At 60.4% G+C, this 15327-nt stretch carries 13 protein-coding genes and 1 tRNA gene; 5 read left to right on the top strand and 9 right to left on the bottom strand.

The annotated features are described in order from the left end of the window. Positions 1 to 138: 138 nt before the first annotated feature. From upp to DESLA_RS0115490, 5 genes are all read left to right on the top strand, one after another. Positions 139 to 765, top strand: coding sequence for a uracil phosphoribosyltransferase (gene upp, locus DESLA_RS0115515; protein ID WP_028573172.1), 627 nt, complete (start codon positions 139 to 141; stop codon positions 763 to 765). A 16-nt stretch (positions 766 to 781) separates the two neighbouring features. After that, positions 782 to 2038: a uracil-xanthine permease family protein gene (locus DESLA_RS0115510; protein WP_035261930.1), complete on the top strand. Its 1257-nt coding sequence runs from the start codon at positions 782 to 784 to the stop codon at positions 2036 to 2038. A 104-nt stretch (positions 2039 to 2142) separates the two neighbouring features. Next, a complete protein-coding gene (locus DESLA_RS21960) occupies positions 2143 to 2832 on the top strand; it encodes a TorD/DmsD family molecular chaperone (RefSeq protein ID WP_028573170.1) in 690 nt (229 codons plus the stop codon). Positions 2833 to 2874: 42 nt separating this feature from the next. Beyond that, positions 2875 to 2950 (top strand) — tRNA-Asn (locus tag DESLA_RS0115500). Between the two features lie 647 nt (positions 2951 to 3597). Beyond that, positions 3598 to 3996, top strand: a complete 399-nt coding sequence (locus DESLA_RS0115490) for a response regulator (RefSeq protein WP_028573169.1) — start codon at positions 3598 to 3600, stop codon at positions 3994 to 3996. Positions 3997 to 4135: 139 nt separating this feature from the next. On the opposite strand, the gene DESLA_RS0115485 is transcribed toward DESLA_RS0115490, so the two are convergent. The 9 genes from DESLA_RS0115485 to cobA form a co-directional block, all read right to left on the bottom strand. Further along, the gene (locus tag DESLA_RS0115485; protein WP_156932989.1) at positions 4136 to 5053 is read right to left on the bottom strand and encodes a hypothetical protein; all 918 of its coding nucleotides are present in this window, start codon (positions 5051 to 5053) and stop codon (positions 4136 to 4138) included. Between the two features lie 333 nt (positions 5054 to 5386). Continuing rightward, positions 5387 to 6928, bottom strand: coding sequence for a YifB family Mg chelatase-like AAA ATPase (locus tag DESLA_RS0115480; RefSeq protein ID WP_028573167.1), 1542 nt, complete (start codon positions 6926 to 6928; stop codon positions 5387 to 5389). A 24-nt stretch (positions 6929 to 6952) separates the two neighbouring features. Then, positions 6953 to 7621: a signal peptidase I gene (lepB, locus tag DESLA_RS0115475; RefSeq protein WP_028573166.1), complete on the bottom strand. Its 669-nt coding sequence runs from the start codon at positions 7619 to 7621 to the stop codon at positions 6953 to 6955. 13 nt (positions 7622 to 7634) lie between these two features. Continuing rightward, on the bottom strand, positions 7635 to 8234 hold the full coding sequence (gene lepB / locus DESLA_RS0115470) for a signal peptidase I (RefSeq protein ID WP_028573165.1): 600 nt from the start codon (positions 8232 to 8234) through the stop codon (positions 7635 to 7637). Positions 8235 to 8252: 18 nt separating this feature from the next. Then, entirely contained in the window at positions 8253 to 10052 is a 1800-nt protein-coding gene (lepA, locus tag DESLA_RS0115465; protein ID WP_028573164.1) for a translation elongation factor 4, read from the bottom strand. A gap of 70 nt (positions 10053 to 10122) precedes the next feature. Beyond that, positions 10123 to 12507 carry an EAL domain-containing protein gene (locus DESLA_RS21955; protein WP_051434747.1) on the bottom strand — a complete coding sequence of 795 codons (2385 nt, stop codon included), beginning with the start codon at positions 12505 to 12507 and terminating at the stop codon, positions 10123 to 10125. Positions 12508 to 12549: 42 nt separating this feature from the next. Then, positions 12550 to 13095 carry an AmmeMemoRadiSam system protein A gene (gene amrA / locus DESLA_RS0115455; RefSeq protein ID WP_028573163.1) on the bottom strand — a complete coding sequence of 182 codons (546 nt, stop codon included), beginning with the start codon at positions 13093 to 13095 and terminating at the stop codon, positions 12550 to 12552. Positions 13096 to 13106: 11 nt separating this feature from the next. Beyond that, positions 13107 to 13787 carry a phosphoribosylglycinamide formyltransferase gene (purN, locus tag DESLA_RS0115450; RefSeq protein ID WP_028573162.1) on the bottom strand — a complete coding sequence of 227 codons (681 nt, stop codon included), beginning with the start codon at positions 13785 to 13787 and terminating at the stop codon, positions 13107 to 13109. Then, positions 13784 to 15322 (bottom strand): uroporphyrinogen-III C-methyltransferase, encoded by a 1539-nt coding sequence (gene cobA, locus DESLA_RS0115445; RefSeq protein WP_028573161.1) that lies wholly within the window; start codon positions 15320 to 15322, stop codon positions 13784 to 13786. The genes purN and cobA overlap by 4 nt, the downstream gene beginning before the upstream one ends. Between the last annotated feature and the right edge of the window lie 5 nt (positions 15323 to 15327).

Here is a 15327-nt window from a genome sequence, read left to right as displayed (position 1 = left end):
CCCAAGTGCAAGGAGCGAGAAAAGTTTAAGGTTGAAGCGTAGTTAGTAATACGCGAGAGTTTGAACTTTTTGCAGCGACGCGGCAATTGGGAGTTTTTCAACGGACTGTTAAGCCCCATTAACGCCCAGGAGGTGTCAGTGTCCGTCCATGTGGTTCATCATCCGCTCGTGCAGCACAAGCTCGGGGTCATGCGCCAGCATGACGTCAGCACCAAGAACTTTCGGGAACTGGCCTCGGAACTGGCCAGACTGTTGACCTACGAGGCGACCAAGGATCTCGTCACCGAGACCAGGACCGTCAAGGGATGGTGCGGGCCCGTTCAAGTGCAGCGGATCAAGGGCAAAAAGATCACCGTGGTGCCCATACTCCGGGCCGGTCTGGGCATGCTGGACGGCGTGCTGGACATGATCCCCGGGGCCAAGGTCAGCGTGATCGGCATTTACCGCAACGAGGAAACCCTGGAACCGGTCCGCTACTACGTCAAAACCGCCGGAAACATCGACCAACGGATGGCCCTGATCCTGGACCCGATGCTGGCCACCGGCGGGACCCTGCTGGCCACCATCGACCTGCTCAAGGAAGCCGGTTGTCGCCGGATTAAGGGCGTCTTCCTGGTGGCCGCGCCCGAAGGCCTGCGCCGGGTGGAAGCGGCCCATCCGGACGTGGAAATCTACTTGGCGGCAGTGGACGAACGCCTTGACGACCGAGGCTACATTCTGCCCGGGCTGGGAGATGCCGGGGACAAGATATTCGGTACTAAATAATATCGAGGGAGCCATCATGACGGAAAAAACAACTTCGACGATTTCCACGCCGGAATACAATTTTCGGCTCAAAGACAGCCTGCTTGGCCTGCAAATGCTGTTCATCGCCTTCGGCGCCCTGGTTCTGGTCCCGCTGCTCACCGGCCTGGATCCCAACGTGGCCCTGTTCACCGCCGGCGTCGGGACACTGCTGTTTCAGATCATCACCAAGGGCAAGGTCCCGGTGTTTCTGGCTTCCTCCTTCGCCTTCATTCCGGCCATCATGTTCGGCGTCCAGACCTGGGGCATTCCGGCCACCATGTCCGGCCTGGCCGCGGCCGGTCTCGTCTACGTGCTCCTGGGCCTGTTCATCAAGTGGCAGGGGCCGGGCATCCTGATGCGCTTCCTGCCGCCCATCGTCTATGCTCCGGTGATCATGGTCATCGGGCTGATTCTGGCTCCAGTGGCCGTGAACATGGCTCTGGGCAAGACCGGGGACGGGTCCATCCAACTGATCAGCGAAGGCCTGGCATTGTTCATCGCTCTGGCCTCCCTGACCACCACCATCCTGGTCACTCTGCTGGGCAAGGGCGTCTTCCGCCTGGTGCCGATCATGTTCGGCATCCTGGTGGGATACGTGCTCTGTCTGCTGTACGGCTTGGTCGATTTCACGCCGGTCCGGGAGGCCCCCTGGCTGGCCCTGCCCAACTTCGTCCTTCCGGAATGGAACTGGCAGGCCATCCTGTTCATCGTCCCCATCGCCATTGCCCCGGCCATCGAGCACTTCGGGGACATCCTGGCCGTGAGCAGCCTGACCGGTAAAAACTACGTCAAGGATCCGGGCATTCACCGGACCATGTTCGGCGACGGTCTGGCCACCACGGTAGCCGCCTGCCTGGGCGGTCCGCCCAACACCACCTATTCCGAGGTCACCGGCGGCGTGGCCCTGACCAAGGCCTTCAACCCGGCAATCATGACCTGGGCGGCCATCGCGGCCATCGTCCTGGCCTTCGTGGGCAAGCTCGGCGCATTGCTGCAGACCATCCCGGTTCCGGTCATGGGCGGCATCCTGGTTCTTCTTTTCGGCGCAATCATGGTGGTCGGACTGAATACCCTGGTCCGGGCCAAGGAAGACCTTATGGAGCCCCGCAACCTGATCATCATCTCCGTGATCGTGGTCTTCGGCATGGGCGGCATGGCCTTCCAGACCGGCGAGTTCGTGCTCAAGGGCATTGGCCTGGCTGCCATCGCGGGCATTATCTTGAACCTGATTCTGCCGGATCGGAAGATTTAGGTTTGGGGTTGGTTCACGTTTCAGCGACGAGACCACCGTACCGTACATCTTTTAACCGTTGAACCGTGAACCGTTGAACCCAGGAACCCTACGGGAGAACGTCCATGATGAGCGATGATGCCCGCCACATTCTGCTGTGGGGGCTGGAGGCCGTGGCCTGGGTCTTCCGGGGAGCCGACGGAGGGCGCTGGTCCCAGGTCCGGACCGACTGCCTGCCCAAGTTGGCCGGGATTCTTCTTTTCCTGCAATCACGGGGACTGGTTGACGTCGACCTGCTCGATCTGGCCGAACAGGTCCACCTCCTTGCAGACGAGAATGCCTCGGCCATGACACCGGAAAACCTGGAGGCGGAATACGTCCGGCTGTTCGTGAACCACCGCGGCGGGACGAGCGTTCCTTTGTGCCAATCGTGTTATACAGGCGAAGGCCTGATGATGGGCGATCCAGCCGTGGCCATGCAGTCCCGGCTGGATCGGGCAGGCCTGAAGGTCGACATGACGCTGGGCATGCCCCCGGACCACATTGCCATTGAGTTGGTCTACCTGATGTCCCTTTTTCCGGAACAACAACCATCGCCGGTTTTGTCTCCGACTGCTTCACCATCTGGCAACTCGCCCGGCGAACCACCCTCCGAATTCGCCCGCCACGTGCTCTCGCCCTGGGTCGGCGAACTGCGCAAGCGGATGATCGAGGCCCAGGCCTCCCCTTTGTTTCACCTCGCAGCGACTGTTCTTGTCGTTTTGACCGAATACATCAAAGATGAAAGAAACCCTTTCTCCGCTTCCACCACTTGACGAGAGGGTGAGTCTTATATAGACACGTTTCCTTCAACGCATTCCCTGGTAGCTCAATCGGCAGAGCGGGTGGCTGTTAACCACTAGGTTGGCGGTTCAAGTCCGTCCCGGGGAGCCAAGACAATCAAGGCCTCTAGAATTTCTAGAGGCCTTTTTTGTTGTAAATCTGTTCTCATTAAAAATCCAAACCGCGATCACTATCGATACCGCTCCGAGAGCGCGTGAGCCCAAATCTGCCCTTTCGTAATTGGCGAACCTGCTTGCGCGCCTTTACGATGAGTGATACGGAACCGGTCAGAATTTATGAGGTTAACCCCCTCCATATCCAGAATGGTCCTAGTCCGGCAAGGTCTTCGGCATCCAGGTCACCGACACGATCACGGTGCAGGCAGACAAAGCAAATTTCGGGATGAGTTGAATGAGATCGGGCAGTAACGGCTGAGTACACCACTCCCACAACCTGACTGAACCAAAAAGGAGTCATCTCATGGGCGACACGAAAGGCAAGAAGGAAAAGGCCAAGGACAAGAAGCAGAAAGATGCCAAGAAGGAAAAGCAGAAAAAGGGGAAGTAAAGAGCTGTCGTGACTTTTCACCCTGCGCGAAGGTAGGAATTCTGACACGGGAAGTGTCAAGAGCCTGAAATTTGGTCACGGACTTCGGGCGCGGAAAAATGCCTTCCAGCTTGCGACAGGGCAAGACTTGGGGTAGGGCTCTGTTCCATTAACGTGCTCGGCTACCGAGCCCGGAAACCAACGAGGTGGGTATGCGCTTTCTGATCGTGGAGGACGACTTTACCAGCAGATTGATGCTTCAACGGATCATCAAGCCCTACGCGCAGTGCGATCTGGCGGTGAATGGCGAAGAGGCGGTCCAGGCCTTCAAGATGGCCCACGAGGAAGGGCAGCCCTACGACTTGGTCTTGATGGACATCATGATGCCCGTCAAGGACGGCCAGCAAGCCCTGATGGAAATCAGGGAGTACGAACGCTCCCAAGGCGTCAGCCCCAAGGATGAAACACGAGTGATCATGCTCACGGCCCTGGGTGATCCGAAAAACGTCGTGGACGCCTATTACAAAGGCGGTGCCAGCTCGTATCTGGTCAAACCCATCGACAAGGGCCTGCTCCTGGAGGTCATCCGCAACACCGGCCTGCGGATCTGACGCCTTTCCCGCTTTCGATCCATCTTGGCATCTCATTTGAGCCCCGGACAGGGACGATACTTCCGTATAGCAAGAGAGCCGCGCAAGAATACTTGAGCGGCTCTCTTTTTTGCGAGGCTGAAGGACCGACCCGGATTCACTAGGCGATCCCTCGACGAAACCGCTCCAGATAGCGCTGGTAGACCCAGGTTCCCAGCTCCAGAACGTCGTTCTCCCGCACGGGGGTCCAAGCGGTCTTACCGCTTTGGTCATTTTTTCCGTGATGGGTGATTTCCAGCCCGAACTCCACGTCCTTGTTCAGATAGTCCTCCCGCCTGTAGCTGATCCGCCCTTTCAACCAGAAGACCTGATGGCCGTTATCGGCCTGTTCGCTCAAGACAATCCAGACGACCAGTCTCGCTCCCTTCGTCCACGCGGCGGGGCCCACGGGCTTGCCCTCCGCGGCGGGAATCTCCCCCTTCGAAAGGGTTTCGGCGGAAATGTCCTTGAGCAACTTCGCGGCCAACCGCATCCGGATACCGCCCGCCGAAACGTCCTGAATGGTCACGAGACCCTGCTCGAAGTGCTGTCCCCCAACCATGGGCGGACGCAGTTTGGCCCGACCGGCCTCGGGGCACCGGAAGACCATTTTCCCATCTTCCCAAAGCGAAAAATTCAAAATGTCGCCTGAGGCCGGATCAAGACGGATGCTGGACCGACGCTGGCCGATGTCCAGGCCGACGGGGCGTTTCAGGATCAGGTTGAAGTCGAATCGCGAGGCGGCGGCATCCAGGACCGGACTGGGAAAGTTGTAAAAAATGTCCGCCTTTCGAGAGTTGTCCCGGACCTTGAAATAACACGTCACCACCTGCCCCACCCAGGACTTGGGATTGGCGCTCAGCCCGGAAACCTCGACGGTCAGATTCCTGTCCCTGATCTCCCGGAGCATTCCGGAGACGTCGAACCGGCTGCCTTGTTCGCGAGTCAGGGATATGATGAACTTGGCGCGCAAATCCAGGGCGTCTTGCAGTAAGCCTTGAATGGTGTCCGGGTCGGTGATGCTCAGGGGAGAAGTCATGGGAGGAGTCTGGTCGGTATCTTGATCGAGTCGGGCTTGGAGTTTGTAAAATCGCAAAGCCCAGGCCAAGCACAGGATCTGGCCCAGGTATCTGGCTCAGGCATCTGGCCCAGGCATTTGGCACGGGCAAAGCCCTTTTTGGTGTATCTACTCAGCACATTTTGTATCCGCCCTTGCTCCGGCAATCGGAGTCGGGGTCGCTATCGGAATCGGAACAGGAAAAATTTTGAACGCTTCCCAGCGTTTTCGATCCCGATCCCGATACCGATCCCGACTCCGACAACGGCATTACTCTATGCTGAATAGTTACTTTTTGGTCAGATCATATTCGGATCAGGTCCACGTCTGGGCCTGTCGATCCAAGGTCCGATAATTGATAGCCTCGGCCAGGTGGTCCGCGGACAGCGTCTCCCTCCCTTCCAGGTCCGCGATGGTCCGGGCGATGCGCAGCACACGGGTGTAGGCCCGGGCGCTGAGGCTCAATCGCTGGACCGCGGCCCCCAGAAATTCATGTTCCGCATCGCCCAGTGGGCAGAATGCATTCAACCACTTCCCGTCCAGATCGCTGTTGGTCAGCAGGGGAGAGTTGCGAAAGCGTTGGTATTGCAAGGCCCTGGCCTGTTCGATGCTTTCGAGCATGGTCGCGGAATCGCGGGAGCCACGTTGTCTGCGGAGTTCCTTATACGGCACTGCCGGGACTTCCACGTGCAGGTCGATCCGGTCCAGAAGCGGCCCGGAAAGGCGGGAGCGGTAGCGCTGGATCTGCTGCGGCGAGCAGGTGCACTGGTGCTGTTCGTCGGTGAGGTAGCCGCAGGGGCAGGGATTCATGGCCGCCACGAGCATCAGGTCCGCGGGATAGGTCAGGGACATGGCGGCTCGGGAAATGGTCACCACGCCGTCTTCCAGGGGTTGACGCAGCACTTCCAGGACATGCTTCTTGAACTCCGGCAGTTCATCCAGAAAAAGCACGCCGCGATGGGCCAGGGAGACTTCTCCCGGCCTGGGGTAGTGTCCTCCTCCGATCAACCCGGCGTCGGAAATGGTGTGGTGCGGGGAGCGAAACGGCCGGATCACCACCAGCGGCTGGTCCTTGGAAAGCATCCCGGCCACGCTGTAGACCTTGGTCACTTCCAGGGCTTCCTCGAACTCCAGGGCCGGCAATATCGAAGGCAGCCGCTTGGCCAGCATGGTCTTGCCGCTGCCCGGTGGGCCGAGAAAGAGGAGGTTGTGATTTCCCGCTGCGGCGATTTCAATGGCCCGCTTGGCATGCTCCTGGCCCTTGACCTCGCTGAAGTCCAGGATTGATTTGGTGCGATTTTTCCAAAGTTCGTCCAGATCGCAGACCGCCTTGGGGATGACTTCCTCGCCCAGCAGGAAACGCACGGCCTGGGCCAGGCTCTCCGCTCCGTACACGGACAATTCCTTGACCACCGCCGCTTCCTGGGCGTTGTCCGCGGGGACGATCAGCCCTCGCGCTCCCTGAGTTCGGGCCTTCAAGGCCAGCGGGAGGATGCCGGACACGGGCTTGAGTTCGCCGTTGAGGGACAATTCTCCGGCCAGGAAAAAGTCTTGGACCTGTTCCTGACGCAGCACCTCCACCCCGGTGAGCAGGCCCACGGCCAGAGGCAGATCGTAGGCGCTGCCTTCCTTGCGCATGTCCGCCGGGGCCAGGTTCACGGTGATTCGGGCCGGGGGCAGCTTGAAGCCGGTGTTCTTCAATGCCGCGAAAACCCGCTCCTTGCTTTCGCGCACCGCGCCCTCGGCCAGACCGACCATGGTAAACGAAGGCATGCCCTGGCGGGCGAAATCCACTTCCAGTTCCACGTGAAAGGCCTCGATGCCCATCAGCGCGGAGGTGGCGATCTTGGCCAGCATGCTCCTCCCGTATAGGTCGTCGGCTTATCGTAAAATGCGGCCCATCCGCTCCCAGCGAGGGCCCTCCCCCGCCTCCCAGGACCAGTAGATCCGCCAGGCCTTGCCCTTGATCCGTTCCCGATCCACGAACCCCCAGAAGCGGGAATCCAGCGATTCATCACGGTTGTCGCCCAGCACGAAATATTTGCCCTCGGGAACCTTAAGCGGGCCGAGGCGATCACGAGGCTGGACCTCACGGTGCGTGGCGTCCCGGAACCGGACATAGGGTTCGTCCAGCTCTCGCCCGTTGACCAGAACCCGTTTCCGGCGGATTTCCACGATGTCTCCGGGCAGGCCGACGACGCGCTTGATGAAGTCCTGAGGGCAGGCCTCGTCGGCCACGGGCAGGGAACATTGCAGCCACCGGGCCGGTTCCTCGGTAAAGACTGGCACGTCCTGACCGAACAAAAACACCACGATATCCCCGCGCTGCGGTTCATCCAGCTCGATGACGGCCCCGGTCAGCGGAATCTTCACGTCGTAGGCGAACTTGGTGACCAGGAGATGGTCGCCGACCAGCAGGGTGTCCAGCATGGAGCCGGAGGGTATTTTGAAGGCCTGGACCACGAAGGACCGGATCAGCAGGGCCAGGATCACGGCCAGGAGAATAGCCTTGACGTATTCCCCCAGGGTGGTCGCCAGGGATTTGGACATGCGCGAAACGGCTCTACTCAATGCGCTGGCCGAGCCGGTCCCAGCGTACGTCGCTCAAAAACCAGCGCGGACTGGCGGACCAGTATATCCGCCACGCCTTGCCTCGGATCTGCGACCTGGGCACAAACCCCCAGAATCGGGAGTCGTGGGAATTGAAACGGTTGTCGCCCAGGACGAAGTAGTGATCCTCGGGTACGGTTCGCGGCCCGAAATGGACCCGGGTCGGGCCGGGGTGCAGGGTCAGATAGGGCTCGTCCACCGCCTCGCCGTTGATGTACAGGGCCTGGTCCCGCACTTCCACTTCATCACCGGGAATCGCGGCCACGCGCTTGATGAAGTCCTTGGACGGGTCCTCCGGATAGCGAAAGACGATCACGTCGCCGTGCGCGGGGTCCTGGGTCGAGAGGATGCTCCAGTCCGTGAAGGGGGGCTTGATGTCGTAGGCGAATTTGGTCACGAACAGACGGTCTCCGATCTGCAGGGTCTCCAGCATGGAGCCGGAGGGGATCTTGAATGCCTGGATGATGAACGTGCGAATGATCAGGGCCAGGATCAGGGCGATGATCAAGGCCTCGGAATATTCCTTGAGCGCGGTTTGCCAGCGGGGGTTCATGAAGACTCCTTAAGTGTCCTATTCCTTGCGCAACACGGCCAGGAAGGCTTCCTGGGGAATGTCGATGTTGCCCATCCGTTTCATACGCCGCTTCCCTTCTTTTTGTTTTTCCAGGAGCTTGCGTTTGCGGGTGATGTCCCCGCCGTAGCACTTGGCCGTGACGTTCTTGCGCATCGGCGCGATGCGTTCCTTGGCGATGACCCGTTGCCCGATGGCGGCCTGGATGACCACCTCGAACAACTGACGGGGGATGACTTGGCGCAGGCGGCTCGCCAGCTCCCGGCCCTGGGCGTAGGCCTTTTCCTTGTGCACGATGATGGACAGGGCGTCCACGCCCTCGTTGTTGATCAGGATGTCCAGCTTGACCAGTTCCGAGGGCCGGAAATCGATGAATTCGTAGTCCAGGGAGGCATAGCCGCGGGTTACGGACTTGAGCCGGTCGAAAAAGTCGTAGACGATTTCCGCGAAGGGCAGTTCGTAGGTCACGATGACCCTGGTGGATGACAGAAAGCGCAGATCCTTCTGCTTGCCCCGGCACTCCTCGCACAGGGCCAGCACCGCGCCCAAATACTCATTGGGAACGTGGACCTCCATGTGCACATAGGGTTCGGCGATGTACTCGACCTTGCTCACCGGAGGCAACTTGCTGGGATTGTCCACGGAGAGAATTTCGCCCTCCAGGGTCTTGACCTCGTAGATCACCGAAGGCGCGGTGACCAGCAGCCGGGCCTGGAACTCCCGCTCCAACCGCTCCTGGATGATCTCCATGTGCAGCAGGCCGAGAAAGCCGCAACGGAAACCGAACCCCAGGGCATGGGAGGTTTCCGGCTCGAAGGAGAAGGCCGCGTCGTTGAGCTGCAACTTTTCCAGGGAATGCTTGAGCGAGCCGTATTCATTGGGCTCCACCGGATACATTCCGCAAAAGACCATGGCCGTGATCTTCTTGAATCCGGGCAAGGGCGTGGGGGTCGGGTTGTCCGGGTCCGTAATGGTGTCGCCGACCCGTGCGTCGGTCAGATTCTTGATCCCGGCGCACAGAAAACCGACTTCGCCGGGTCCCAGTTCGTCCACTGCCAGAGGCTCGGGAGAAAAAACACCCAATTTGGCGACCTCGAACCGGGCCTTGTTGGAATGCAGCAGGATAAACTGTCCGTTGCGAATTCGGCCGTCCATGACCCGAAACAGAATCACCACCCCGAGATAGGTGTCGTACCACGAATCAAAAATCAGGGCCTTGAGCGGAGCGTTCTCGTCGCCCTTGGGCGGCGGCAGGTCGGTGATGATCCGTTCCAGAACTTCCGGGACGCCCTGCCCGGTCTTGGCGCTGATCATCAGCGCGTCCCGGCAGTCCAGGCCGATCACTTCCTCGATTTCGGTCTTGATCCGCTCCGGCTCCGCGCTGGGCAGGTCGATCTTGTTCAGAACCGGAATGATCTCCAGGTTGTTTTCCAGGGCCAGGTAGGCGTTGGCCAGGCTCTGGGCCTCGACCCCCTGAGAAGCGTCCACCACCAGTAGAGCGCCTTCACAAGCAACCAGGCTGCGGGAGACTTCATAACTGAAGTCCACGTGCCCCGGGGTGTCGATCAGGTTCAGGATGTACTCGCGGCCGTCCTTGGCCTTGTAGGGGATGCGCACGCTCTGGGCCTTGATGGTGATGCCCCGCTCCCGTTCCAGGTCCAGCCGGTCCAGGTACTGCTCCTTCATCTGGCGAGCGTCCACGAGGCCGGTGATCTGCAGGATGCGGTCGGCCAGGGTGGATTTTCCGTGGTCAATGTGCGCGATGATGCTGAAGTTGCGAATGTTTTTCTGGTCAATCATAGTGAGGGGGTTTCCTTACCCCGCAAAGCCCATTGGGGCAAGCCGAAAACAAGGCCGAAATCGACCCGGGTCAACCGTCCATCTCGCGCCGTCCAGGCGTTTCACGCCGATCAGGCGGACCGCCGCGCCTGTCCATGGCCGCTGATTGCTCGTCCCGGGAGAGGCCGAACTGCCCCTCGCGCAGTTGCTCAAGCGGCATGGGTTTGGCGAAATAGAACCCCTGGGCGTAATCGCAACGCAGCATGGTCAGGGTCTTCAGTTCCTCCTCGGTCTCCACGCCTTCCGCGACCACTTCCATCTTCAGCGCCTGGGCCAGGGTGACGATGGTCCGGATGATTTCCAGGTTTTCGCCGCCCAGGTGCATCCGGCTGACGAAAGAGCGGTCCACCTTCAGGATGTCCGCGGAAAAGCGGTGCAGGTAGGAGAGAGACGAGTAGCCGGTGCCGAAATCGTCGATGGAAATCTTGATCTTCAAGCGCTTGAGGCGCTCCAAAATCCGCGTGGCCGCTTCGGCGTTTTCCATGACCACGCTCTCCGTGATTTCCAGCTTGAGGCACTCCGGTGGAAAATCGGTCTCCTGAAGCACGGCCTCCACCTGCTCGTAGAGATCCGGTTGAGCGAACTGCTTCCCGGACAGGTTCACGCTGACCATGAACGGCTTCGAAGATTTCGGCGAATCTTTGCTCTCGGTGAAGACACGCATATCCAGGCAGGCTTTTTCCAGGACCCAGCGCCCCATGGGCAGGATCAACCCGGTCTCCTCGGCCAGAGGGATGAATTCCGCGGGACTGATCATGCCCCGGACGGGGTGAATCCAACGGATCAGGGCTTCCACTCCGATGGTCCGCTTCGTGGTCAGACAGATGATGGGCTGATAAAACAGGACGAATTCTTCCCGCTGCAGGGCCAAACGCAGGTCCATGAACGTCTGCATGGCCTGCCTGGCTTTTTCGTGCATCACGTGGCTGAAGACCTCGAATCGGCCCCGGCCCCGTGATTTGGCCAGATGCAGGGCGATATCCGCGTCTCGAAGCAGATCCTCGCCGCGGTGGTACCGGACATCGGAGAGCACCACCCCGGCGGAGGCCGAGGTCTGGATTTCATGGCCGTCCAGTTGATGCGGCTGCTTCAGGCCGTCCAAAATCCGTTCAGCCAGGAGTAGCGGATCTGCGACCTCCCGCAGTCGGCGGATCAACACCGCGAACCCGTCACCACCCAGGTGAAAGACATCCTCGTCCACTTTTCGTTCATCAAGAATGCGCTGAATGCTGGAGAGAATCAACTTGTCGCCCAGGTCGTAGCCCAGGCTTTCGTTGAACCGATTGAAGCGGTCCAGATTGATCAACACCAGGGCGAACCGGTAGCCTTCCACGTCCCGGGCCTGGTTGATCTCAACGTTCAGGCCGTCCAGCAAGGCCGTCCTGTTGGGCAGATTGCTCAACGGCTCATGAAGGACATGGTGCAGCATACGCTGCTCGGCCCGTTTGTAGAGGATCATCTGCATCAGGGTGTTGGCCACGGCCCCGAAAAAAGCCGACTCCGGCTGCGTCAGCCGAGCGCCCCGCTGGATAGAGAGGTTCAAGATTCCCAAGGTCGCATGTTGTGATCGAATCGGAACGCAGACATTGCTGTGCGGTTCGACGCCTTCCGGCAAAAGTTTATTGTGGTCGACCTCCTCGTCCGGGACCACGAGAACCCGCTGTTCCCCGATGGCTCGGCCGCAAGCGCAATCGCCGGGAACCATGGTCTTGCACTGCTCCTGGACGTGCTCCGGTAAATTGCGATGCGCCACCATGCGGTAACAGCCGCCTTCGTCCTCCTGGAGGTAGACGCAGCCACGGTTCTGCAACGTCAGCCAGGAAATGCCCAGGATGCTGTCCAGGCACTGCTGCAACAGTTCTTCCAGGGGCAATTCCTGCAGGGAGAGTTGGAGCAGATGATTCAAGGCGGTCTGCATGTCATAGTTGCGCTGCAAGTCGAGCTCGGCCTGTTTCAGCTTGGTGGTTCGCTCGTCGACCATTTCTTCAAGCCTCTCCGAGTAGACCCGCAGCTGCCGTTCCTGGTTGCGCAACGTCAGATGCGTGCGCACCCGGGCCAGCAGTTCCTTGGCGTCAAAGGGCTTGCTGACGTAGTCCACCCCGCCGGCCTCGAACCCCTTGGTCTTCACCCCGGTGTCCGTGAGAGCGGAGAGAAAGATGACCGGAATGTCTCGGGTTTCAGGCGCGTCCTTCAGGGTCTGGCAGGTCTGGAACCCGTCCATTCCGGGCATGATGATGTCCAGGAGCACCAGATCCGGCTGTTCCCGTCGGGCCAGATCAAGGCACTCCTGACCCGACGACGTCGAGACGGTCCGAAACCCCTGTCGCTTCAGGTTGGACTCCAGAATCAACCTGTTCACCGCCTCGTCGTCAACGATGAGGATCAAAGGGGATTCTTGGTCGTAATCTGAATTCATGACAAAACCTCCATACAACACCGAAACGACCTTGCAGGTCAGCTAAAAAATAACCGCCTCGAAGCAAAATATCTCCGTGCCCGACTGCTGCCAAGCATTGCCGGGGAGTCCGGCTTTTCGGCAGGTCTGCGACAGAAACGTCTCCCGATCCCAGCCGTATTCCGCGGCCACCTGGGGCAAAAGCAGGCCGGAATGCGGACCGCGGCGCACCAGCAGTCCGTGCCGGCCCGGAACGATATCCCCGGCGGCGCAGGACACGAGTGGGCTGAGGATTGAAATCTCCACGCTCAGATCGTTCAGTTCCTCCTTGTTCACGGGAGGAAACCTGGGATCATTGAACGCTGCGGCCTTGGCCATGCGGATGATGGTCTCCCGGATCGGCTGGTCGCCGACGATATGTCCGATGCACCCGCGCAAATGGCCTTGCTTTTTCAGGGTTACAAACGCGCCGAATGGCTGTTCCAGCTTTTCCGAAATCGGTTTCGGCAGCATCACGTTCGCGTCAAACCGGGAAGCAATGCTCAGCCGGACCAATTCCCGCAGATAATCTCGCTCTGCCTGGGACAGTTCAAACTCAAAGTCACTCATGTTCGTTCTCCCTAAAACCCCTCTTCCAACGGCGGAAAAACCAGACACGGCGGCAGCTCGTTCCTGGAGGCTAAGGACCGCTCTCCGGGACGGACCACCACCTGACGATTTTGGACGTCCAGCCTGCCTTCGGCCAGCCATTGGAGGGCCTGAGGAAAAATACGATGCTCCAAAGCCAGGATGCGACTGCCCAGTGCTTCAGCTTCCTCACCGGGCAAGGCCGGGACCGCGGCCTGGATGATGATCGGACCGTGATCCACCTCTTCATCTACGAAGTGCACCGTGCATCCGGCCAAACGCACGCCGTACGCTGCGGCCTGGTCCTGGGCGTGCAGTCCTGGAAAGGACGGCAGCAGCGCCGGATGGATGTTCAGCACCCGTCCGGGAAAGGCGGCTAGGAGTTCCGACCCCACGAGACGCATGAATCCGGCCAGGACCACGGCCTGGGCTCCGGCGTCGCGAAGGGCGCGGACCACTATCCGGTCATAGGACTCACGGTCCCGGTAATCCCGATGAGGCAGGACCTGGGCCGGGATATTGTGATTCGCCGCTCGTTCCAGCCCCTTGACCCCGGGGATGTTGGAAATCACCGTCTGGATAGTCACGTCCAGCACCCCGGCTTCCATCCGGTCGATCAGGGCCTGCAAATTGGACCCGCTCCCGGAAATGAGTACGCCAACGGGCAGAGTCATGCCCCCGCGCCCCCGTGTCGGCCCTGGCCGGCATGGTCCAGGATGGCCTGCACCATGGCCGGAATGGTATAGTCCTCGGGCTGAATGTCGCCCTGAAAGCCCTGGTTTTGCAGTGTCCGTTCGGTGACCGGGCCGATGCAGACCAATTTCAGCGCGGCGCGGTGCTTTTGGATCAACTCCGGGCTGATGGCCGCGAAAAAGTTGGTCACCGTGGAGGAACTGGTGAACGTAATATAGTGAATCTCTCCGTTCTCCAGGGCGGTCGTCACGTCCTGTGCGCCCTTGGCCACCGGCAGGGTCCGGTACACCGGCAACACCTCCACCTGGGCCCCGGCCCGGAGCAATTCCTCGGGCAGCACTTCCCGAGCCTGCTCGGCCCTGGGAATCAACACCCGTTTGCCCACCACGTCCCTGACCAGCAGCCCCTGGACGATGTCCTCGGCCACGTACTTTTCCGGGACGAAATCAGCCCGAATGCCCCGCCGGGCCAGCCCCTCGGCCGTGGCCGGGCCGATGGCCGCCACCTGGGTTCCGGCAAAGGCCCGGGCATCCAGCCCTCGGCCCTCCAACACGTCCCAGAACATGCGCACGCCGTTGACCGAGGTGAAGACCACCCAGTCGTACTCGCCCAGCCGTCCTGCGGCCTCCTGAATAGGCGCGGCATCCTCCATGGGCTCCACGGCAATGGTCGGAAACTCGTGGCAGCAGGCTCCCAGGCTCTCCAGGGAGGCCACCACGTCGCTGGCCTGCTCACGGGAACGGGTGACCACCACGCCCTTGCCCAGCAGAGGCCGCCGCTCAAACCAGTTCAGCTTGTCGTGCAGACTGACCACCTCGCCCACCACCAGCAGCGAAGGAGGCTTGAACCCTTGTTTCTGGGACTCCTCGGCAATCTCGGCCAATGTGGAAATCAGCGAGCGCTGCCGGCAGGTGGTTCCCCAGCGGACCAGGGCCGCCGGAGTGCTTCCGGGCAGTCCGGCCTTGATCAGGTTGGCCGAAATCTCCGGCAGGTTCTTCACGCCCATGAAAAAAACCAGGGTGCTGGTGCTTCGGGCCAAGGCCTCCCAGTCATGAGCGCTCTCGGCCTTGGTCGGATCCTCGTGGCCGGTGATGAAGGACACCGAAGAGGCGAAACGGCGATGGGTCAGCGGGATCCCGGCATAGGCCGGAGCGGCCACGGCCGAGGTCACACCGGGGACCACCTCGAATTCGATGCCGTGCTCCAACAGCTCCTCGACCTCCTCCGCCCCCCGCCCGAAGACGTATGGGTCGCCCCCCTTGAGTCGGGCCACGACCTTCCCCGCCTTGGCCCGCTCCACCAGCAAATCGTTGATCTTGTCCTGAGGAAGGGTATGGTCGCCGCCCTTCTTGCCGACGTAATATATTTCCGCGTCCGGCCGACACCAGGCCAAAAATCGCGGATTGGCCAGGTAGTCGTAAACCACGGTATCCGCGCTCTCCAGCAACCGCTTGGCCTTGAGCGTGATCAACTCCGGATCGCCGGGCCCGGCGCCCAGCAGGTAGACTTTGGACATGAAAT

The organism is Desulfonatronum lacustre DSM 10312 (assembly GCF_000519265.1).
In the GTDB taxonomy this organism is placed as follows: domain Bacteria; phylum Desulfobacterota; class Desulfovibrionia; order Desulfovibrionales; family Desulfonatronaceae; genus Desulfonatronum; species Desulfonatronum lacustre.
Note: the sequence above shows the minus strand (reverse complement) of the source record. Positions and strands in the feature narration are given on the sequence as shown.